Source organism: Prauserella flavalba (assembly GCF_003202235.1).
Taxonomy (GTDB): domain Bacteria; phylum Actinomycetota; class Actinomycetes; order Mycobacteriales; family Pseudonocardiaceae; genus Prauserella_A; species Prauserella_A flavalba.
On the sequence record NZ_MASU01000016.1, the window covers coordinates 38,806 to 58,727 of the forward strand.

Below are 19,922 nucleotides of genomic sequence, written 5' to 3' on the forward strand. Positions count from 1 at the left end.
TGGAAGGGAGGACTCGACATACTCTGGTGCGAACAGAGCCGACCGGCCGAGGAGCGAGGGTGGAATCGATCGCTAGCGCGTTGCTTTCGCTAGCGCACAGACTCTTCCAACCGGGTTTCTGCCCGGGGGACTGGGTGTGGGCGACGAGCATGGCGGGCGCGCTGATCGCGCTGTCGCCGGTGGCGGGTGCGATGCTCGTGGCGCTGGTGCGCAAGTTCACCGGCAACCGCTACAGCGGTCCCGCGCTGATCGCGATCGCCGGGATCAGCCTGGTGTTCGTGCTGCTGCTGCCGTTGCTGCTGGCGACGGGCGTGTCGAGCGTCTACCGGGACGTGTTCGCGGGCGGTACCGGGGGGCTCACCACGGGTGAGGCGGGTTCGCTGGCCAGGGAGTACTGCTTCGTCGGCGTGCAGAGCGAGTACCTCGGCGGTGGTCAGAACATCTACGAGACGCTCTTCTACCCGTCCGACAGCGTGCTGGCCTACGGTTACTACCTCGGCGGCCTGGTCGGGCTGCCGATCCTGGCGTTGCTGGCGATCATGCTGCTCGGCCGCGTCGCGCTGCGCCGCGGCCCGAAGTGGCCCGGGCGTCTCATGTGGGGCTCGTTCGTCGCGTTCGCACTGATGAGCGTGGGTGTGGAGGCGAACACGGCCGTGCACCTGTGGCTCGGCTTCCTGCCCGTCACGGTGCTCGGGGTGATCCCGGTGGCGCTGGTCGGCCCGCCGAGTTGGTCGGTGATCCAGAACTCCGACCGGCCGCCGGAGCCGAAGCCGAGGCCGGAGCCGCCGCGTCAGCCGCAGCCGTCGCAGCAGCCCCCGCCGTACGTGCCGCCGCCTCCCTCGGAGGTGCCTCCTCCGCCGCCGCAGAAGCAGTACCCGCCGACGTCGGTGGCGCCGTCGCCGGAAGCCGCCGGTGCGCTTGCCGCCGTGCCCGGCCCGATGCCCGGCACCACGGATGCCGGTAGCGGCCGGTTCAAGCGGATCCGCCGGCTCGGTCACGGTGGGTTCGGCACCGTGTGGGAGGCGCAGGACACCCAGCTCGGCCGCACGGTGGCGCTGAAGATCGCCCACGCGCCGGACCGGGACACCGAGGAGCGCATGCAGCGCGAGGCGCGGGCGCTCGCGATGCTCAACCACCCGAACTGCGTGCGGGTGTACGACCTGGTCGAGGAGCCGGACGGGCTGGCGCTCGTGATGGAGTACCTGCACGGCCAGTCGCTCGCCGAGGCCGTGGACACCGGTGGGGCGCTCGACGACGTCTCCGCCGGCAGGCTGTGGGCGACGCTGGCGAGCGCGCTGTCGGCGGCGCACGACAAGGGCGTGCTGCACCGCGACATGAAGCCGTCGAACGTGATCGTGGACCCGGAGGGCCTGCCGCACCTGATCGACTTCGGCATCGCGCGCAGCAAGGGCGACTCCAAGCTCACGGCGACCGGGATGATGATCGGTACGCCCGACTACACGGCACCGGAGACGGCGGCGGGCTCGCCCGCGAGCCCGGCGTCGGACGCGTGGCAGCTCGCGGCGACGGTCAGCTACGCGCTGTCGGGCTACCCGCCCAGGGGCACGAGGGAGACGCCGATGGCTGCGCTGATGGCGGCGGCGCGAGCGGAGCCGCCGAGCCAGCTGCCGAGGCAGAGCGTCCACGCGCGGCTGCTCATCGCGTCGCTCGACCCGCAGCCGCGCAACCGGCCGACCCTCAATGCGGTGCGCCGCGAGGTCGAGGGCTGGCTGGCGCGAGTGGGCAAGTCGCCCGACGGTCCGGTCACCAGGGTCGTGCCCAAGGTGCAGTGAGGGCTCCGTTGGCGGCCGCTGAGCCCCGTTCCAGCGAGGAGCAGGGGAGCTTTACTACCGTTTTCCGGGAGTAAAGCTCCCTTGCTCACCGACTGGGGGCGGGAGCCGCTTGCGCGGGCGCGGCGGACGCAGTGAAGGCCACCTTCACTGCGCCCACCCGTCTCCCTCCACCACCCAGACGGAGGCGCTCCGCGCCGCTGAGTCTGATTCCACGCAGGCATGGTGGCCTTCACTGCACGGCGGGCGGGGAACCTCGGGTGACGCGTGGGCTAGCGCCACGAGGGCAGCCACAGCTCCGACTGCCAGTGCTCCGTGGTGATCGAGTCGCCGTTCAGGATCGGCCACAGCCACACGAAGTTGGCCACCACCAGGCCCGTGTAGAGGGCCACCGCGAGCAGCCCGGTGCCGCGCCTCTCGAAACCGTCCCGCGCTCTGCCGAGCACTTGCCCCAGCACCAGCGTCAGCCCCAGCACCAGGAACGGCGCCATCGGCGTCGCGTAGAAGAAGTACATCTGCCGGTCGAGGTTGACGAACCAGGGCAGCAGGCCCGCGAAGTAGCCCACCAGCACGGCCGCGTAGCGCCAGTCCGACCGGAACACCGACCGCCACAGGCCCCAGCCGAGCACCGGCAACGCCAGCCACCACATCGCGGGCGTGCCCACCAGCATCGTCGCCCGCACGCACTCCGTCTCACCGCAGCCCGCCGCGGTGCCGCCACCCGACTCGTAGTAGTAGAGCATCGGGCGCAGCCCCATCGGCCACGTCCACGGCTTCGACTCCCACGGATGCGGATCGCCCGCGGGCGTCGACAGGCTCTCGTGGAAGTCCAGGACGTTGAACGTGTACGCGATCAGCGAGCGCAGCGCGCCGGGGACGAAGCCGAACGCCCCGGCCGCCTCGTTCTGGATCTCCATGTAGTGCCGGTCGGTCGCGGTCTCACTCGCGAACCACGCCCACCAGCTGCTCAGGTACACGAGCACCGAGATCACGCCGATGCCCCACAACGCGGGCGCCAGGTCGCGGCGCAGCACCCCCATCCACGGCCGCGGTACGCCCGCGGCCTTCCGCGCGGCGACGTCGAAGGCCAGGCACAGCAGCCCGAACGCAAGCACCCAGTACATGCCCGACCACTTCACGGCCGTGGCGAGCCCCACCATCACCCCGGCACCGAAGCGCCACCAGCGGAACCCGAGCCGGGGCCCGAACGGCGACTCGTCCGCCCAGCCCTCGCGCACGGCCACCGCGAGCCGCTCGCGCACCTGGTCGCGGTCGCGCAGCAGGCAGCCGAACGCCGCCAGCACGAACACCGCGATGAAGATGTCGAGCATCCCCATCCGCGACTGCAGATGCAGCACGCCGTCGCAGATCACGAGGATCCCGGCGATGGCGCCGAGCAGCGTCGACCGCGTCAGCCGCCGCGCGATCCGGATGGTCAGCAGGATGATCAACGTGCCGGCGATGGCGGCGCTGAACCGCCAGCCGACGCCGTTGTAGCCGAAGATCCACTCGCCCACGGCCATGAGCTGCTTCGCCAGCGGCGGATGCACCACCAGCTCGTAGCCGTAGTTGTCCTCGTAGCCGCCGTTGCGCAGCATCTGCCACGCCTGCGGCACGTAGTGCTTCTCGTCGAAGACCGGCGTCCCCTTGTCGGTGGGGAAGCCGAGGTTCTGCAGCCGCACGAACCCGCCGATGGCGGTGAGCACGAGGGTGACGACGAGCGCGCGCAGCCGGTCCGTGGGCATCGGCTTGCCCAGCAGCGTGGCCTCGCGGTCGCTCGGTGGCCGCCGTGTCCGCCCCGGCTCGGGGCCCACGCCGCCCGGCGTGCGGGTGAGGAGTGCGGTCACGAGGCCCGATCCTACGGGCGGGCAGGTGAAGGCGGAGATTAGCCTCGGGGCGTGCCTCTCGTACTGGCCGGGACCCCGCTCGGCGACTCCCGTGACGCTTCCCCTCGCCTTGCCGAGGCGCTGGCCGACGCCGACGTGATCGCCGCCGAGGACACCCGGCGCCTGCGCTCGCTGGCCACGGCGCTCGGTGTGACCCCGGCCGGCCGGGTGGTGAGCTTCTACGAGGACGTCGAGTCCGCCCGCCTGCCGAAGCTGCTCGACGCACTCCGCGAGGGCGAGACCGTGCTGCTCGTGACCGACGCCGGGATGCCCAGCGTGTCGGACCCCGGCTACCGCCTCGTCGCCGCGTGCGCGGACGAGGACCTGCCCGTCACCTGCATACCGGGGCCCTCGGCCGTCACCACCGCGCTCGCACTCTCCGGGCTCCCGCCCGACCGGTTCTGCTTCGAGGGGTTCGTGCCCCGCAAGCCGGGGGAGCGTGGCAGGTGGCTCGCCGAGCTGGCGGACGAGCGGCGGACCACGGTGTTCTTCGAGTCGCCCCGCAGGTTCGCCGCGACGCTCGCCGAGGCGGTGGAGGCGCTCGGCGGCGAGCGCAGGGCCGCCGTGTGCCGGGAGCTGACCAAGACCTACGAGGAGGTCCGCCGCGGTTCGCTCGCCGAGCTGGCCGCGTGGGCCGAGAGCGACGTGAAGGGCGAGATCACCGTCGTGCTGGCCGGCGCCGGCCCGCGCAGGGCGAACGTCGAGGACCTCGTCGGCGACGTGCTCGCCCGGGTCGAGGCGGGGGAACGGCTCAAGTCGGTCGCCGCCGAGGTCGCCGCCGCCACCGGGGTCTCGAAGAACGAGCTCTACAACGCCGCGCTCGCCGCCCGGCGCGACGCCTGACCGGGCGGGGAGGCGAGCAGGCGCTCCAGCGGCGCCGCCTTGTCCAGGCACTCCTGCCACTCCGCCGCCGGGTCCGAATCGGCGGTGATGCCACCGCCGACCCCCAGCTCCACGACGCCCCCGTGGAGCTCGAACGTGCGGATCGCGACGTTGAGTTCCAGCCCCGCGACGGGGGAGGCCAGCCCGATCGCGCCCGTGTAGACCCCCCGAGGGGTGCGCTCCAGCTCGGCGACGAGGTCGAGCGCACGGATCTTGGGCGCACCGGTGACGGAGCCGGGCGGGAACGTCGCCGCGAGCAGGTCCGCGTCGTCGCGGCCCTCGGCGAGCACACCCTCCACGGTGGAGTCGAGGTGCCAGACGCCCGGCGCCGCGCGGACGGCCAGCAGCTCCGGTACGCGCACGCTGCCCACCTCGCACACGCGGCCGAGGTCGTTGCGCACCAAGTCGGTGATCATCACGTTCTCCGCGACGTCCTTGACCGACTCCCGCAGCTGTTTCGCCAGCGTGTCGTCCCCGGGGCCACGCCGGGGCCGGGTGCCCTTGATCGGCATCGACCGCACGCGCCCGCCCGAGCGCGCGAGGAACAGCTCCGGCGACAGGGAGACCAGCGAGCCCCAGCGCCCGGACAGGTACGCGGCGCGAGCGGGCCGGAGCCTGCGCACGCCCTCGGCGAACAGCGCGGACGGCTCGCCGTCGAACGTGCCCCTGAACCGCGTGCAGATGTTGGCCTGAAACAGCTCACCAGCCTCGATCGCGTGCACGCACTCCTTGACGGCGGCGTGGTGCCCCCCCGGCAGCGGGTGCTCCAGCGCCGTGGGCGTCCACGCCGGTGCCTGCACGGCCTCGCCGAGCAGGCCCGCCAGCTCGGCCGCGAGCGCGTGCGGGGCCGGTTCACCGTCGGGCACCAGCGCCTCGAACCACCAGCGCCCTTCCGCGTCGAGCCGCAGCACGTGGTCCGCCCAGCCCCACACGGCCTTCGGCAGCGCGGCCGCCCTGCCGGAGGGATCGGTGAGGTCGTAGGAGAGGTAGCCGAACCAGCCGCCGCCGACCGTCCCCTCGGGGGCGCCGCGGATCTCGGGCCGCCTCGCCGGGACGGCCAGTGCCTCGCCCACCTCGGTGAACGTTTGCGTGGGCAGCGTCGGGGCGAGCACCGCGCGGGAGCCGAACCAGTCGCCGGTCAGCGCGGCGGGACCCGGCAGGCCGAGTGCGCGGGCCCGGCGGGCGAGCAGCAGCAGCGCGTCGCCCGGCGCCGCGCTCGATCGGAGCTCCGCCCGCGTCAACCACATGCCGGACATTCTCGTCGCGACTACCGTCGGAACCGATGTTCCGGGTGACAGAGACGACACGCGTGGCCAAGGTGACCGGCGCCGACTCGCCCAACCGCACCGCCGAGCGGTTCGGCGTCGTCGCCACCGACCTCGGCATCATGTGGGACGGCGGCGACGGCAGGGTGTTCGTGCTCTTCGGCGACACCTACGGCGAGGGCTGGTGCGGAAACGGCGCGGGCCCAGGCACGGCCGACTGGCGCCGCAACGTGCTCGCCTTCTCCACGGCCACCGACCTCACGTCGGGGCTCGCGCTGGACGGCGTCGTGGAGCGCGAGGGCGGCGGTGCCTGCCAGGTGATCCCGTCCGGAAGCGGCAAGGAGGTCACCGTCATCCCCAACGGCGGCATCGCGGTCGAGGGCAGGCACTACGTGCACTACATGTCCGTGCGGCGGTGGGGGCCGCCCGGCACGTGGCGGACCAACCACGCCGGCATCGCCGTCTCCGCCGACGGCGGACGGACGTGGGACAAACCCCGTTCGGCGCGCTGGGGCAACTTCCGCGGCGGCAGTCGGTTCCAGCTCGGCGCGTTCACCCGCTCCGAAGGCCACGTCTATCTCTTCGGCACCACCAACGGCAGGCACGACGACGCCTACCTCGCGCGTGCGGAGCCCTCCGGCCTGCTCGACACGGGTGCGTACGAGTACTGGGACGGGCGGGGCTGGTCCGGTCGTGAGCGGGCGGCGGTGCCGGTGTTCGCCGGCCCGGTCGGGGAGATGTCGGTCGGCTACCACTCGGGGCTCGGCTGCTGGCTGATGATGCACCTCGACGAGAGTCGCAAGGGCATCGTGCTGCGCTCGGCGGAGCGGCTCACCGGGCCGTGGACGCACGGCGAGGTCGTGGTGTCGGGGCAGGAGTACCCCGCGGTGTACGGCGGGTACCTGCACCCGTGGTCGCTCGACGGTCCAGACCTCTACTACCTGGTATCGCAGTGGGGCCCCTACAACGTGTTTCTCACCCACAGCAGGCTCGAACCCGCTACAGCAGGACGTCCGACAGCGTGAAGGGGTAGACGAGCGCGTCGGCGCCGAAGGGGCGGCCCGCGCTGTGCTGGTGCAGGCCGAGTCGCGAGTGGAACCAGCCCGGCCTGCCCGGGATCCCGTTGTGCCGCACGAGCCACAGCACCACCTCGCTGTCGGCCCACTTGTCAGGGTGGAAGCGGTGCAGCCAGTCCTCGTAGGCGGCGTACACGAGGATCCGCCGGATGCCCGCGGCGTTACGGACGGCCTTGATCCACGACTTGATGAACCGGTCGTCCACGCCGTCGGCGCCGACGTCGATCGAGGGGGCGAGCGCGCCGGGAGCGAAGGCGCCGAGCGGCATGCCGGTGCGCACGAAGTGTTTCGCCTGGTCCTGTACGGCTCCCGGCCGCGCGTAGTGCCGGATCCCGGCGTGCACGCCGGCCCGCATGGCGTCGCCGAGCTGGCGCGCCGCGTTGTCGTCGGTCCAGTTCAGGCTCTCGGTGACCGTGATGGCCGCGAACGACACCGAACTCGCCTTCAGCGCGGACCAGTCGGCGACGGTCTCGTGCAGCGAGAGGTCCATGCCGCGCGCCTCGCCCTGCTCCTCCATGCCCTTCCCTCCCCCCGGTTGACCTCGGCCAATGCAGTGAAGGCCACCTTAACTGCGCCCACCCGTCTCCCCCGCCACCCAAGGGGAGACGCGGCGCGTCGCTGTGTTCATTCCACGCGGGCATGGTGGCCTTCACTGCCAGGGCGTGTCTCTCACCCGGGGCGAGGGTCAGGCGTTCTCCTTCCGGAACGTGCGGGCGCCCCAGAAAACCGTGAGCACCGTCAGCACCAGGAGCACCACGCAGCCGGTGAACAACGCGTCCATCGTCACGTCGCCACGGAAGCTGGCCCGCTCGGCGTCCACGATGTGCGTGAACGGGTTGATCCGCGAGATCGTGTAAAGCCAGTCTGGTGCGAGCCCGGTGGTGATGGGCAGCAGGATGCCCGAGAGCAGCAGCAACGGCAGCAGCACCGCGTTGAGCAGCGCGGGGAACGCCTGCTCGTTCTTGATCGTCAACGCCAGCGCGTACGACGCGGACGCCAGCGCGACCGAGGTCAGCCCCACGATCAGGAGGCTGAGCAGGATGCCGCCGAACGGTGCGTCGAGGTCGAACACCAGGAACGCCAGCACGATGATCAGGATCGCCTGCATCATCGTCTGCAGCGCGTTGTTGAGAACCTTCCCGAGCAGCAGCGCCACCCGGCTCGCGGGGGTCACCCGCAGCCGCTCCACCACGCCGCTGCGGAACTCGGCGAGCAGGCCGAAGCCCGCGAACGACGAGCCGAACAGCGCGAGCTGGATCACGAGCGCCGGGGTGAGGATCGCCCAGCTGCTGCCGGGCGGGAAGCCGGGCGTGTTCGCCACGACCCGCTCCATCAGCGGCCCGAACAGCACCAGGTACAACACCGGCTGCATGATCCCGATCATGATCCAGGCCGGGTTGCGCATCGACAGCGAGAAGTCACGCCGGAAGATCAGCCAGCTGTCACGCAACATGGGCGACCTCCCCCGCCGGCGCGGTCTCGGCATCGCGCAGCGTGCGGCCGGTCAGTGTCAGGAACACGTCGTCGAGCGTCGGGCGCTGCACCTGCATCGAGCGCATCGGGATGCCCGCGGCGTCGAGGGCGCGCAGTAGCTCCGGCATCGCGGTGTCGCCCCTCGGCACCCGGAAGCGCACGAGGTCCTCGGTCACCGTCACCTCGTGGGCGCCGTCGAGCCTGCCCGCGATCTCGGCGGCCGCCGGCGCGGAGTCCTCGGCGACACCGATCACCACGCCGTCGCCGGACACGCTGGCCTTGAGCGAGTCGGGCGTGCCCTCGGCGACGATCTCCCCGTTGTCGATCACGAGGATCCGGTCGCAGAGGGAGTCGGCCTCGTCGAGGTAGTGGGTCGTGAGGAAGAGCGTCACGCCCTGCTCGGCGCGCAGGCGGCGGATGTGCTCCCAGAGGTTGGCGCGGCTCTGCGGGTCGAGTCCGGTGGTGGGCTCGTCGAAGAACACCAGCTTTGGTTCGTGGATGAGGCCCAGTGCGATGTCGAGCCTGCGCCGCTGGCCCCCGGACAGCGTCTTGGTGAGCCGGTGGTCCAGCCCGGCGAGGTCGAGCTGCTCGGTGAGCTCGGCGCCGCGCCGCAGAGCACCGGCCTTCGACAGCCCGTAGAGCCTGCCCTGTAGTTCGATCTCCTCGCCGACGCGGCATTCGGGATGGGTGCCGCCGCCCTGCGCGACGTAGCCGATGCGCTTGCGCACGCCGAGCGGGTCCTTGCGCAGGTCGCAGCCGCCGATGGTGGCCTCGCCCGCCGTCGGGCGCAGCAGCGTGGTGAGCATGCGCAGCGTGGTGGTCTTGCCCGCGCCGTTGGGGCCGAGGAAGCCGACGAGCTCTCCCTCGGCGACGTCGATGTCGACGCCTTTCACTGCGTCGACGGTGCGGCCTCGGGCGGTGAACCGCCTCGCCAGGCCGCGTGCCCTGATCATGGAACCCCCTAGCTATTCAAATTTGACTAGCGGAACACGCGCACTCTTCCCCAAGCATCGGCGGTTAGTCAAATTTGATTACGGCGGGGCGGCCTGGTCCCGGCGAGCCGAACGACGGGCCCTCGTCGGCCATCACGTATTCGCCGGCCCGCAAGCGCTCGATGAGGTCCCTCGTCCAGCTCACGGCCGTCTCGAGCTGCGCCTGCCACAGCCGGTAGAGGGCGTTGACGTGCTGGGGCTGCCCCCACTGCGTGCCGTGTGCCAGCAGTCCGGCGATGCTCGCCTCGTTGCCCTTGAGCTGCGTGAGCCGGTACTTCAGCAGGCTCACCGCCCGCTCGCGGTCGAGCGCGGGGAGGAACGCCACGGCCGCGAGGAAGCCCGCGCTCGCGTTCACGTCGTCGCCGACGTCCGCCAGCTGCTGCTGCAGCGTCCTCAGGAACTCCGACTCGCCCTCGCCCGTCAGCCGGTAGCCGACCCGGTCGGGCCCCACGCCCGACGGCTCCGTCCGCACCTGTTCCAGCAGGCCTTCGGCGGCCATCTTCTTGAGCGCGTGGTAGATCGAGCCGGGCTGGACGTTGGCCCACTTGTCGGCTGACCACGACAGCAGCTCGCGCCGCACCTGGTAGCCGTGCGCACTGCCGTACATCCGCACGACACCGAGCACCAGCAACCGCGTCGCGGACACCGGCCTCGCCTCCACTCCCTGGCGAAAATCACTGAGACGCCATCCGTAGGCTAAACGGGTATGAGCACCCCTGTGTTGACAGCGGTGGCCTGGCCCTACGCCAACGGGCCCCGCCACATCGGTCACGTGTCCGGTTTCGGTGTCCCCTCGGACGTCTTCTCCCGTTACCAGCGAATGGCCGGCAACCGCGTGCTCATGGTGTCCGGTACGGACGAACACGGCACCCCGATCCTCGTCCAGGCCGACAAGGAGGGGCTGACGCCGCAGGAGACCGCCGACAAGTACACCCGCCAGATCGGCGAGGACCTGCGCGGCCTCGGGCTCAGCTACGACCTGTTCACCCGCACCACCACCGGCAACCACGCCGAAGTGGTGCAGCAGATCTTCCTCGCGCTGCACCGCAACGGCTACGTCGTGCCGCGCACCACCACCGGCGCGGTGAGCCCGTCGACCGGCCGCACGCTGCCCGACCGCTACATCGAGGGCACGTGCCCCATCTGCGGCTACGACGGCGCGCGCGGCGACCAGTGCGACAACTGCGGCAACCAGCTCGACGCCGCCGAACTGATCAACCCCCGCTCGCGCATCAACGGCGAGAAGCCGGAGTTCGTGGAGACCGAGCACCTGTTCATCGACCTGCCCGCGTTCACCGAGTCGCTCGGCAAGTGGCTGGCCACCAAGACCGACTGGCGGCCCAACGTCCTCAACTTCACCCGCAACCTCGTCGAGGACATGCGGCCGCGCCCCATCACGCGTGACCTGGACTGGGGCGTCAAGGTGCCGCTCGACCGCTGGCGCGACCAGCCGCTCAAGCGGTTCTACGTGTGGTTCGACGCCGTGATCGGCTACTTCTCCGCGAGCGTCGAGTGGGCGCGCCGCTCCGGGAACCCGGACGCGTGGCAGGAGTGGTGGAACAACCCGGACGCCCGCTCCTACTACTTCATGGGCAAGGACAACATCACGTTCCACGCCCAGCTGTGGCCGACGTTCCTGCTCGGCCACAACGGCGAGGGCGACCACGGCGGCGAGACCGGCCCGTACGGCAGGCTCTCGCTGCCCGGCGAGATCGTGTCCAGCGAGTTCCTCACCATGAGCGGCTCGAAGTTCTCCACCTCGCGCGGCACGGTCATCTACGTCAACGACTTCCTGCGCGAGTTCGGCCCCGACACGCTGCGCTACTTCATCAGCGTCGCCGGCCCCGAGACCCAGGACACCGACTTCACGTGGGACGAGTTCGTGCGCCGCACGAACTTCGAGCTCGCCAACGAGTGGGGCAACCTCGTCAACCGCTCGATCTCGATGGCGCACAAGAACAACGGCGGCGTGCCGGTGCCGAACACGCCGAAGCAGGCCGACGAGGACCTCAAGGCGCTCTCCCGTGCCGCGTTCGACACCGTGGGCGCGCACCTGGGCCGGTCGCGGTTCAAGCAGGCCGCGAGTGAGGCCATGCGCGTGGTGTCGGCCGCCAACCGGTACCTGTCCGACCAGGAGCCGTGGAAGCTCAAGGACGACCCCGAGCGGCGGGACACCGTGCTTCACACGGCGCTGCAGGTGGTCTCCGACGCCAACACGCTGCTGACGCCGTTCCTGCCGCACGCGGCGCAGAAGGTGCACGAGGCACTCGGCGGCACCGGTGTGTGGGCGGCCCAGCCGGAGCTGAAGGAGGTCGAGGACCTCGACATCGCCGGCCGGATGAACCCCGTCCTCACCGGCGACTACGCGGCAGAGCAGGCGCGCTGGGAGTCGGTGCCGATCGAGGCGGGCCGCCCGCTGGCCAAGCCGACGCCGCTGTTCGCCAAGCTCGACCCGAAGCTCGGCGAAACCGGCCCGGACTGGGCTCCCATTGAGTCGTGAGCGCCCGCCGGTGCCGGAGAAACTTCCGGCACCCGCGATCGACTCGCACACGCACCTGGACGCCTGTGGGGTGGAGACGCCCGCCGAGTTGTCCACTGTGCTCGCTCGCGCGGAGGCAGCCGGGATCGAGCGCGTGGTGACGGTCGCCGACGACCTCGCCGCCGCGCGGTGGGCCGCCGAGGCGTCCACGTGGGACGATCGCGTGTTCGCCGCCGTGGCGATCCATCCCACGCGCACCAAGGACTTCGGCGACGCGGACCGGTCCGAAGTGGAGCGGCTGGTGCAGCGTGAGCGCGTGGTGGCGGTCGGGGAGACCGGCCTCGACTACTACTGGGACTACTCGCCACCGGAGGCGCAGCAGGAGGCGTTCCGCTGGCACATCGACCTCGCCAAGCGCATCGGTAAGCCGCTGATGATCCACGACCGCGAGGCCCACGACGACGTGCTGCGCATCCTCGAGGAGGAGGGTGCGCCGGACACCGTGGTGTTCCACTGCTTCTCCGGCGACGCCGAGATGGCGCGGCGCTGCGCCGACGCGGGCTACGTGCTGTCCTTCGCGGGCACCGTGACCTTCCGCAACGCCAAGGCACTGCACGAGGCGGCGCGGCTGGTCCCTTCGGAGCAGTACCTCGTGGAGACCGACGCGCCGTTCCTCACGCCCCACCCGTTCCGGGGAAGGCCCAACGAGCCGTACTGCGCGGCGTACACCGTGCGGGGACTCGCCGAGCTGCGCGGCGAGTCGCTCGACGAGGTCGCGAATGCCGTACGTACCAACGCAGAACGCGTGTTTCGACTGCCGTCCGTTACTTCGAGTTGAACGGACTGCGACATTCGTGCAAGCGCCTACATCAACCGGCCGAGTGACGAAGCTCACGACACTCCGAGGGGTGTTTGCACAACCCCCGAGCCTTCGTTATTGTCCCGTGACCGTGCTGGGTGGTGGTTTTCGAACCGCCAGCCGGTTGGCCCACAGTCACGTCGGTGTACGTCGGGGAAGCGTCCTCCGGGACGTGAGGGACGGCGCTGACTGCGGGAGTCCTGGCCTTACGCGAAAGGGATCGACCCTGTGACTGGTAGCTACGGGCGCGCTGACGCGGGTCTCGACGCATCTCCGAGATCCGGGGGCGCCTCGACAGCCCTGCTCGACCGGCCGAGCGACTTGGACGACTTCGAGTTCTCGCCGGACCCGCACGTCACCCGTCACGACGTCCTGACGGCACTCGGCCCCGACGCCGACAGCCTCATGTCCGAAGCGGACATCGATGTCGACGAGCTCATCCAGCTGATCAACGCCGAGACCACGATGCTGCCGCCGATCGTCATTCCCGACGAGGCGAGCGCCGACCGCACCGCCGAGGCGAAGGAGGAGCCCGAGGACGGGCTCGCCACCGCGGTCAAGACGTGGAAGAAGCGCTTCCTCAAGGGCGCCGTCCTCGCCGTGATGATCACGCTCACGGGCGGTGGCGCCGCGGCGCTCGCGATGAACAAGAGCGTCACCCTCGACGTCGACGGCGAGCGCCAGACCGTCCGCAGCTTCGGCGGCACCGTCGGCGAGGTGCTGGAGGACGCCGGCATCACCGTCGGTGCCCACGACGCGCTCTCGCCCTCCCCGCAGGCTGCGGTCGGCGACGGCGGCGTCATCACGCTCGAGCGTGGCCGCCAGCTCAACCTGATCGTCGACGGCGAGCAGCGCGAGGCCTGGGTCCGCGCCACCACCGTCGGCGAGGCGCTGGAGCAGCTCGGCCTCCAGGACCTCAACCAGAAGGGCACCTGGTTCTCCACGCCGGTCGGCGGCGAGGTACCGCTCGACGGCATGACCCTCGAGGTCAAGACCCTCAAGAACATCACGCTCTTCGACGGTGGCAACCAGCCGCGCGAGCTCTCCACCACCGCCGTGACCGCGGAGGAGCTGCTCAAGGAGCTCAACCTCTCGCTCGGCCCCAAGGACAAGATCGAGGGCGGGCTCGAGTTCAAGATCCGTGACGGCGCCTCGGTGCACATCAGCCGCACCGGTGTCTCGGTGATCAACGAGACCGAGGTCATCGAGCCCGAGGTCCGCACCATCGAGGACCCGGAGCTCGAGCAGGGCACCGAGATCGTCGAGGAAGAGGGCGTTCCCGGCGAGGAGATCGTCACCTACCGCATCACCAAGGAGAACGACCGCGAGATCGCTCGCGAGGAGCTCTCCAGCAAGATCATCAAGGCGGCGAAGGACCGGGTCATCCGGGTGGGCACCAAGGAGCCCCCGCAGCCCGTGATCTCTGACGGCGCCGTGTGGGACGCGCTCGCACAGTGCGAGTCCACCGGCAACTGGGCCATCAACACCGGCAACGGCTACTACGGCGGCCTGCAGTTCGACAAGAGCACGTGGGACGCCTACGGCGGCGACCAGTACGCGGCCTACCCGCACGAGGCCACCCGCGAGCAGCAGATCGCCATCGCCACGAAGGTGCGCGACGACCGCGGCGGCTACAGCGCGTGGCCGAGCTGCCAGTCGCAGCTGGGCCTCCCGTAGCCGTTCTAGACTGACCCGGTGACGGAGACATCGGGCTTGCTCGGCCCTGCTGAGATCCGCGGGCTGGCGGGCGAGCTCGATGTCCGGCCGACCAAGAAGCTCGGCCAGAACTTCGTGCACGACGCCAACACCGTGCGCCGCATCGTCGAGCTGGCCGAGGTCGGTGCCGACGACGTGGTGCTGGAGGTCGGGCCAGGGCTCGGCTCGCTCACGCTCGGGCTGCTGGCCTCCGGTGCGCGCGTGATCGCCGTGGAGATCGATCCCGTGCTCGCCGGGCGCCTGCCCGAGACCGTGCGGCACCACCTGCCCGACGCCCGGGAGCGGCTCACCGTGCTCGGCGCCGACGCACTGCGGGTGCGGGTGGACGACCTGGCCGAGGCGCCGACCGCGCTCGTCGCGAACCTGCCGTACAACGTCGCCGTTCCCGTCGTCCTGCACCTGCTCGCCGAGCTGCCGTCGTTGCGCCGTGGCCTCGTGATGGTCCAGACCGAGGTGGCCGACCGCATGGCTGCCGGGCCGGGCAGCCGTGTCTACGGCGTGCCGAGCGTCAAGCTCGCCTGGTACGGCAGGGCGCGCAAGGTGGCCGCGGTGCCGAGGTCGGTGTTCTGGCCGGTGCCCAACGTCGACTCCTCGCTCGTGGCCTTCGAACGCGGAGAGCCGCCCGAGAACGCCGATCGCGACGTGGTCTTCGCACTCGTCGACGCCGCGTTCTCCCAGCGCCGCAAGACACTCCGCGCCGCACTCGCCTCGTGGGCAGGCTCCGCCGGCCGGGCGGAAGAGCTGCTGACGGCCGCCGGGATCGACCCCCGCACGCGCGGGGAGCAGCTGGATGTCGATCAGTTCGCGGCTATTGCGGCAAAGGTGTGATCTACACCGGCGAGCTTGCGTTCGCGTGGTCGATTCAGGTCTACTTTGAGGGCATCCATCCCGAGCGACTGAGAGACCTGGCTCGCCGAAGTCGCAGCAACCGCCCACCGCGGGCAGGTGCTAACGCCAGGAGCGATGGAGGATCCGTGTATCGCTCGCGAATGCTCACCAGGCGCCGAGTCGTCGATCAGGGCCGCCGCACCGTCAGCGCGTGTCGTCGCCACACCGCTGCCGCCTGATCGTTTCCCACTCGCTCAACCCCTTTTCCAGCGACCGTCTGAGATCCGGACGGGGTGTCGCTGTGCCTCGAGTCGCCTTGGAGCTTGTCGTGATCACCGTCGAAAACATCAGCAAGTCGTTCGCCGCCGGCAGTACCGGGGCGCCCGTGGTCGCGCTGCGCGACGTGAGCCTGGCCGTGGAGGCGGGCTCGCTGTACGGCGTGGTCGGCCCTTCGGGTGCCGGTAAGTCGACGCTGGCACGTTGCATCGCGCTGCAGGAGCGTCCGGACCGCGGGGTCGTGCGGTTCGACGGGCTCAACACCGCCGCACTGGACGGCCGCAAGCTGCGGGACGCGCGCCGTCAGCTCGGGATCGTCGACACCCGGCTGCAGCCGGAACGCACGGTCGCCGGGAACGTGGCCGCGCCGCTGGAGCGGCTCGGCGTCGAAGGCCCGCAGCGCCGCAACCGGGTGGGCACCCTGCTCGACCTCATCGGCCTGACCCGGCGCGCCACGCAGCTGCCCGGCGACCTGTCCGAGGGGCAGCGGCGCCGGGTCGCCGTCGCGAGGGCGCTCGCGGCGGGTCCGTCGGTGCTGCTCGCCGACGACCCGACGGGCGGCGTGGAGTCCGAGGAATCGGGCTCGGTGCTGGCCGTCCTGGATCGCGCGCGGGCCGAGCTGGGCGCGACGGTGCTGGTGACGACGCCGGACGCGAGTGTGGCGCGGCGCGTCTGCGACGACGTGGCCCTGCTGGAGCGCGGCGCGGTGCTGGAGAGCGGCAACGTGCTGGGCCTGCTCGGCAAGCACGGCAGCAAGATCGCCAACCAGCTGCTGCCCGCGATCGAGACATCGCGGGCGGAGGTGGCGCAGTACGACCTGGCCGTGGACGTGGTGCTGGTGGGCTTCGCGGCGGTCGGTGCGCTCCTGCCCGAAGCGGCGGGCCGCTTCGACGTGGAGCTGGCGACGATCGGCGGCGGCCTGACGCGCTTCGGTGACACCCCGGTGGCGCGCTTCCGGCTCGGCGTGCGAGGCCAGCGCGCCGACGCGGCGCTGGCGTGGATCGCCGAGCGCGGTGCCCACGTCACCCACACCCTCTACGGCCTGCGCAACGTCGCCGCCTGAGCTCCGGGGGGAGCCCCTTCTGCAGCGTCCGGGGGAGCCCCTTCTGCAGTGAAGGCCACCATGCCTGCGTTCAACGCAGTGAAGGTGGCCTTCACTGCGGTCGGGCCCACCCCTGGCCGCCACGAAGTGAGCAAGGGAGCTTTGCTCCCGGAAAACGGGAGTAAAGCTCCCTTGCTACCCCCTGGATGTGGCTACTGGGACGGCTGGGGCACGGGTGAGGGACGGCGGAAGAGGACGCCGGCCAGCACGGCGCCCACCGCGAGGACGCCGGCCGCCCAGCCGCTCGCCGTCGCGTAGCCGTGCACCGTCGCGGCGGCTCCGCCCGCGACGACCGAGGCCGTGGCGCTCGCCGCGATGGTGTTCAGCGTCGCCGTGCCGAGCGAGGCTCCCACCTGCTGCGACGTCGTGATGAACGCCGAAGCCACCCCCGCGTCCTTCGGCCGTACCCCCTGCGTCGCCGCGTTCACCACCGTGGGCATCACCAGGCCCGCGCCCGCGCCGAGCAGCATCTCCGCGGGCAGCAGCAGGCCGGCATAGGAACTCTCCGGCGTCAGCCGCGTCAGCAGCGCCATGCTCACCGCCAGCAGGAGCAGCCCGCCCACCAGCAGCGGCCTGGGCCCGAGCCTCGGCGCGAGCCTGCTCGTCACCTGCGTCGACATCAGCACGTTGGCCCCGACGAACGGCAGGAACGCCACCCCGGCCAGCAGCGCGCCGTAGCCCATGATCGCCTGCAGCTGGAACGTCAGGAACAGGAACATCCCGAACATGCCGAACGCCGCGAACGCCACCCCGAGGAACGCCGCCGCCCGCGACCGCTCGGTCACGACGCTCAGCGGCAGCAACGGTCCCTTCACCCGCGCCTGCCTCGCCACGAACACCGCCACGAGCACCAGCGCGGCCGCGAGCAACCCGAGCACCAGCCCCGAGCCGAAGCCGCGTTCCGCCGCCTCCGACAGCGCGTAGACGAGCGAGACGATCGCGCCGCCGCCGAGCACGGCGCTGATCCAGTCGAGCGGGGTGTCGCGATGCCCCTCGACCTTCGGCAGCACGAACACGCCCAGCACCGCGGCCACCGCCGCGATCGGCAGGTTGACGTACAGGCACCAGCGCCAGTCGAGGTACTCCGCGAGCGCCCCGCCCGCGACGAGACCCAGCGCGGCGCCCGACATCATGATCGCGCTGAAGATGCCGAACACCTGCGCCCGCTCGCGCGGTTCGGTGAACGTCGTGGTCAGCAGCGAGATCGTCGACGGCGCGAGCAGTGCTGCGAACACACCCTGGCCCGCTCTCGCCGCGATCAGCATCTCCGTGCTCGTCGCCGCACCGCCGACGGCCGAGGCGAGCGCGAAGCCGATGGCGCCCACGAGCAGCGTGTTCTTGCGGCCGAGCCGGTCGGCCAGCCGTCCGCCGAGCAGCAGCAGGCCGCCGAACGCCACCGTGTAGCCCGTGATCGCCCACTGCCGGGCAGCGTCGGACATGCCCAGCTCCCGCTGCGCCGACGGCAGCGCGATCGTCATGATCGTCATGTCGATGATCACCAGCAGCTGGGCCAGTCCGATCACCGCGAGTGCCCACCATCTGCGCCGGTCGGTGGGTTGCCCCACCGGCGCAGGAGCGGTCGTTGTCATGATTTCCCCTTGTGAGACTGTGTGGAGGCCCGAAATGGCCGGAAAGCACCCGGTTCGCCGATTGCTTACCGGTCGGCTAGTTATCTTGTATGGTGGAACGGTAAGTGATTGCTAGTCGGGCGTCAAGTAAGTTTGAGAGGGTCTCAGGAAGGGCTGGACATGGCGGGGCGGCGCAGCGACACGAGAGAGCGCATCCAGCAGGTCGCGCTGGAGCTGTTCGCCGAGCACGGGTACGAGAAGACGTCCCTGCGCGAGATCGCCGAGCGCCTCGCCGTGACGAAGGCCGCGCTGTACTACCACTTCAAGACCAAAGAGGACATCGTCCACAGCCTCGTCGAGAACCTGGTCGACGGCCTCGACGAACTGCTCGCGTGGGCGAAGGAACAGCCGAGGTCACAGGGGACCACGGAGGAGGTCCTGCGCCGGTTCTCCGCGCTCGTCAACGACGAGCACGGGCCGGAGATGCAGTTCATCCAGCAGAACGTTCCGACGCTGAAGAAGTTCGGCGTCATGCACCCGCTCGGCGCGAAGGTCAGGGAGCTCTTCCAGCTGATCACCGCCGAGGACCAGGATCCCGCCACCGAGCTGAGGGCCAGGCTCGCCCTGGTCGCGCTCGTGCTCGGCATCAACCCGATGTTCGGCGGACCGGGGACGGCCCCGCCGCCGGGGGTCGCGCTGCAGGTCGCGTTGGAGCTGGTCGCGCCGCGCGGCTGAGCCCGCCAAGTACCCTTGACGCGTGCTTGCCGTCGTTCCACCGCCCGTGACCGTGAGGGTGCCCTCCAAGGTGAACCTGCACCTCTCCGTCGGTGACGTTCGCGACGACGGGTTCCACGAGCTGACCACCATCTTCCAGGCACTGTCGCTGACCGACGAGGTCACCGTCGCCGCCGCTGAGGAGCCGGGCGTCGAGGTGTTCGGCGAGGGCGCCAAGTCGGTGCCCACCGACGAGGGCAACCTCGCGTGGCGCGCTGTGCGGGCGCTCGCCGAGCACGCGGACCGCGCCGACGACATCGACAAGGTCGGCGTGGTGCTGCGCAAGGGAATCCCCGTCGCGGGCGGCATGGCGGGCGGCAGCGCCGACGCCGCCGCCACGCTGGTCGGCCTCAGCGCGTTGTGGAAGCTCGACCTGCCAAGGGACGAGCTCGCGCAGATCGCCGCCACGCTCGGCAGTGACGTGCCGTTCGCGCTCTACGGCGGCACCGCGCTGGGCACCGGCCGCGGCGAGGAGCTCGTGCCCGTGCTGTCCCGGCACACGTTCCACTGGGTGCTCGCGTTCGACCAGCGCGGCCTGTCCACGCCCCGCGTCTACGGCGAGCTCGACCGGCTGCGCGCCGACGGCGACCCGCCGAGGGTCGGCTCCCACGCACCGGTGGTCGAGGCGCTCGCCTCCGGCGACCCGAGGCAGCTCGCGCTGCTGCTCGGCAACGACCTGCAGGCCGCCGCCGTCTCCCTGCGGCCGGGGCTGCGCCGGACCCTGCGGGCGGGCGTCAACGCCGGCGCCCTCGCCGGCACCGTCTCCGGCTCGGGCCCCACGTGCGCGTTCCTGTGCGAGAGCGCCGACGCCGCGCTGGAGGTGGCGGCCGAGCTGGCAGGCGCCGGGGTGTGCCGTACGGTGCGGGTCGCACACGGACCGGTCCCGGGCGCGCGCGTCGTCGGCGGTGACGACGCGCCCCGGCACCCCACACCGCCCCAAGTGCACGCCTGATCTC

The 19,922-nt window shown here is 71.1% G+C and carries 17 protein-coding genes and 1 riboswitch; of the genes, 10 read left to right on the forward strand and 7 right to left on the reverse strand.

All coding sequences use genetic code 11. The annotated features are described in order from the left end of the window. Window positions 1-59 precede the first annotated feature (59 nt). Window positions 60-1,793: a serine/threonine-protein kinase gene (locus BA062_RS33130; RefSeq protein ID WP_110343080.1), complete on the forward strand. Its 1,734-nt coding sequence runs from the start codon at window positions 60-62 to the stop codon at window positions 1,791-1,793. A gap of 269 nt (window positions 1,794-2,062) precedes the next feature. Here the strand turns inward: BA062_RS33130 and BA062_RS33135 are convergent, their stop codons facing one another. Then, window positions 2,063-3,637 carry a dolichyl-phosphate-mannose--protein mannosyltransferase gene (locus BA062_RS33135; protein WP_110343081.1) on the reverse strand — a complete coding sequence of 525 codons (1,575 nt, stop codon included), beginning with the start codon at window positions 3,635-3,637 and terminating at the stop codon, window positions 2,063-2,065. Between the two features lie 51 nt (window positions 3,638-3,688). Here BA062_RS33135 and rsmI point away from each other — a divergent pair, with 51 nt between their 5' ends. After that, window positions 3,689-4,519 (forward strand): 16S rRNA (cytidine(1402)-2'-O)-methyltransferase, encoded by an 831-nt coding sequence (gene rsmI / locus BA062_RS33140; RefSeq protein WP_110343082.1) that lies wholly within the window; start codon window positions 3,689-3,691, stop codon window positions 4,517-4,519. Here rsmI and BA062_RS33145 read toward each other — a convergent pair. Beyond that, the gene (locus BA062_RS33145) at window positions 4,483-5,805 is read right to left on the reverse strand and encodes an aminodeoxychorismate synthase component I (RefSeq protein ID WP_110343148.1); all 1,323 of its coding nucleotides are present in this window, start codon (window positions 5,803-5,805) and stop codon (window positions 4,483-4,485) included. The genes rsmI and BA062_RS33145 overlap by 37 nt on opposite strands. Before the next feature lie 35 nt (window positions 5,806-5,840). On the opposite strand from BA062_RS33145, the gene BA062_RS33150 reads away from it, so the two are divergent. Beyond that, complete coding sequence (locus BA062_RS33150; protein WP_110343083.1) at window positions 5,841-6,848, forward strand: glycoside hydrolase family 183 protein; 1,008 nt, start codon at window positions 5,841-5,843, stop codon at window positions 6,846-6,848. Here BA062_RS33150 and BA062_RS33155 read toward each other — a convergent pair. The 4 genes from BA062_RS33155 to BA062_RS33170 all read right to left on the reverse strand — a co-directional run bounded on the left by BA062_RS33155 (window position 6,823) and on the right by BA062_RS33170 (window position 10,010). Beyond that, on the reverse strand, window positions 6,823-7,416 hold the full coding sequence (locus tag BA062_RS33155; RefSeq protein WP_110343084.1) for a GH25 family lysozyme: 594 nt from the start codon (window positions 7,414-7,416) through the stop codon (window positions 6,823-6,825). The genes BA062_RS33150 and BA062_RS33155 overlap by 26 nt on opposite strands. Window positions 7,417-7,584: 168 nt before the next feature. Next, on the reverse strand, window positions 7,585-8,352 hold the full coding sequence (locus tag BA062_RS33160; protein ID WP_110343085.1) for an ABC transporter permease: 768 nt from the start codon (window positions 8,350-8,352) through the stop codon (window positions 7,585-7,587). Further along, window positions 8,342-9,325 carry an ATP-binding cassette domain-containing protein gene (locus tag BA062_RS33165; protein ID WP_110343086.1) on the reverse strand — a complete coding sequence of 328 codons (984 nt, stop codon included), beginning with the start codon at window positions 9,323-9,325 and terminating at the stop codon, window positions 8,342-8,344. Before BA062_RS33165 ends, BA062_RS33160 begins: the two co-directional genes overlap by 11 nt. 64 nt (window positions 9,326-9,389) lie before the next feature. Then, window positions 9,390-10,010: a PadR family transcriptional regulator gene (locus BA062_RS33170; RefSeq protein ID WP_110343149.1), complete on the reverse strand. Its 621-nt coding sequence runs from the start codon at window positions 10,008-10,010 to the stop codon at window positions 9,390-9,392. Window positions 10,011-10,070: 60 nt separating this feature from the next. Here BA062_RS33170 and metG point away from each other — a divergent pair, with 60 nt between their 5' ends. From metG to BA062_RS33195, 5 genes are all read left to right on the forward strand, one after another. Then, entirely contained in the window at window positions 10,071-11,864 is a 1,794-nt protein-coding gene (gene metG, locus BA062_RS33175) for a methionine--tRNA ligase (protein ID WP_110343087.1), read from the forward strand. Further along, the gene (locus tag BA062_RS33180; protein WP_110343088.1) at window positions 11,854-12,681 is read left to right on the forward strand and encodes a TatD family hydrolase; all 828 of its coding nucleotides are present in this window, start codon (window positions 11,854-11,856) and stop codon (window positions 12,679-12,681) included. Before metG ends, BA062_RS33180 begins: the two co-directional genes overlap by 11 nt. Window positions 12,682-13,002: 321 nt before the next feature. After that, complete coding sequence (locus BA062_RS33185) at window positions 13,003-14,379, forward strand: resuscitation-promoting factor (RefSeq protein WP_110343150.1); 1,377 nt, start codon at window positions 13,003-13,005, stop codon at window positions 14,377-14,379. 18 nt (window positions 14,380-14,397) lie between these two features. Further along, window positions 14,398-15,246 (forward strand): 16S rRNA (adenine(1518)-N(6)/adenine(1519)-N(6))-dimethyltransferase RsmA, encoded by an 849-nt coding sequence (rsmA, locus tag BA062_RS33190; RefSeq protein ID WP_110343089.1) that lies wholly within the window; start codon window positions 14,398-14,400, stop codon window positions 15,244-15,246. 52 nt (window positions 15,247-15,298) lie between these two features. Next, window positions 15,299-15,388: riboswitch (SAM riboswitch) on the forward strand. 186 nt (window positions 15,389-15,574) lie between these two features. Beyond that, window positions 15,575-16,585, forward strand: coding sequence for a methionine ABC transporter ATP-binding protein (locus BA062_RS33195; protein WP_168214164.1), 1,011 nt, complete (start codon window positions 15,575-15,577; stop codon window positions 16,583-16,585). A gap of 191 nt (window positions 16,586-16,776) precedes the next feature. Here BA062_RS33195 and BA062_RS33200 read toward each other — a convergent pair whose 3' ends face one another. Beyond that, the gene (locus tag BA062_RS33200; protein ID WP_110343091.1) at window positions 16,777-18,213 is read right to left on the reverse strand and encodes an MFS transporter; all 1,437 of its coding nucleotides are present in this window, start codon (window positions 18,211-18,213) and stop codon (window positions 16,777-16,779) included. A gap of 159 nt (window positions 18,214-18,372) precedes the next feature. Here BA062_RS33200 and BA062_RS33205 point away from each other — a divergent pair, with 159 nt between their 5' ends. Together BA062_RS33205 and BA062_RS33210 are read left to right on the forward strand one after the other, a co-directional pair. Continuing rightward, window positions 18,373-18,927, forward strand: a complete 555-nt coding sequence (locus BA062_RS33205) for a TetR/AcrR family transcriptional regulator (RefSeq protein ID WP_110343092.1) — start codon at window positions 18,373-18,375, stop codon at window positions 18,925-18,927. A gap of 22 nt (window positions 18,928-18,949) precedes the next feature. Beyond that, on the forward strand, window positions 18,950-19,918 hold the full coding sequence (locus BA062_RS33210) for a 4-(cytidine 5'-diphospho)-2-C-methyl-D-erythritol kinase (RefSeq protein WP_110343093.1): 969 nt from the start codon (window positions 18,950-18,952) through the stop codon (window positions 19,916-19,918). Window positions 19,919-19,922 lie beyond the last annotated feature (4 nt).

Excerpts from the sequence above, each read along its gene's own strand:
- BA062_RS33145 (WP_110343148.1), bottom strand. The coding sequence starts at position 5,805 with ATGTGGTTGACGCGGGCGGAGCTCCGATCGAGCGCGGCGCCGGGCGAC.
- BA062_RS33150 (WP_110343083.1), top strand. The coding sequence starts at position 5,841 with ATGTTCCGGGTGACAGAGACGACACGCGTGGCCAAGGTGACCGGCGCC.
- BA062_RS33155 (WP_110343084.1), bottom strand. The coding sequence starts at position 7,416 with ATGGAGGAGCAGGGCGAGGCGCGCGGCATGGACCTCTCGCTGCACGAG.
- BA062_RS33160 (WP_110343085.1), bottom strand. The coding sequence starts at position 8,352 with ATGTTGCGTGACAGCTGGCTGATCTTCCGGCGTGACTTCTCGCTGTCG.
- BA062_RS33165 (WP_110343086.1), bottom strand. The coding sequence starts at position 9,325 with ATGATCAGGGCACGCGGCCTGGCGAGGCGGTTCACCGCCCGAGGCCGC.
- metG (WP_110343087.1), top strand. The coding sequence starts at position 10,071 with ATGAGCACCCCTGTGTTGACAGCGGTGGCCTGGCCCTACGCCAACGGG.
- BA062_RS33200 (WP_110343091.1), bottom strand. The coding sequence starts at position 18,213 with ATGACAACGACCGCTCCTGCGCCGGTGGGGCAACCCACCGACCGGCGC.
- BA062_RS33205 (WP_110343092.1), top strand. The coding sequence starts at position 18,373 with ATGGCGGGGCGGCGCAGCGACACGAGAGAGCGCATCCAGCAGGTCGCG.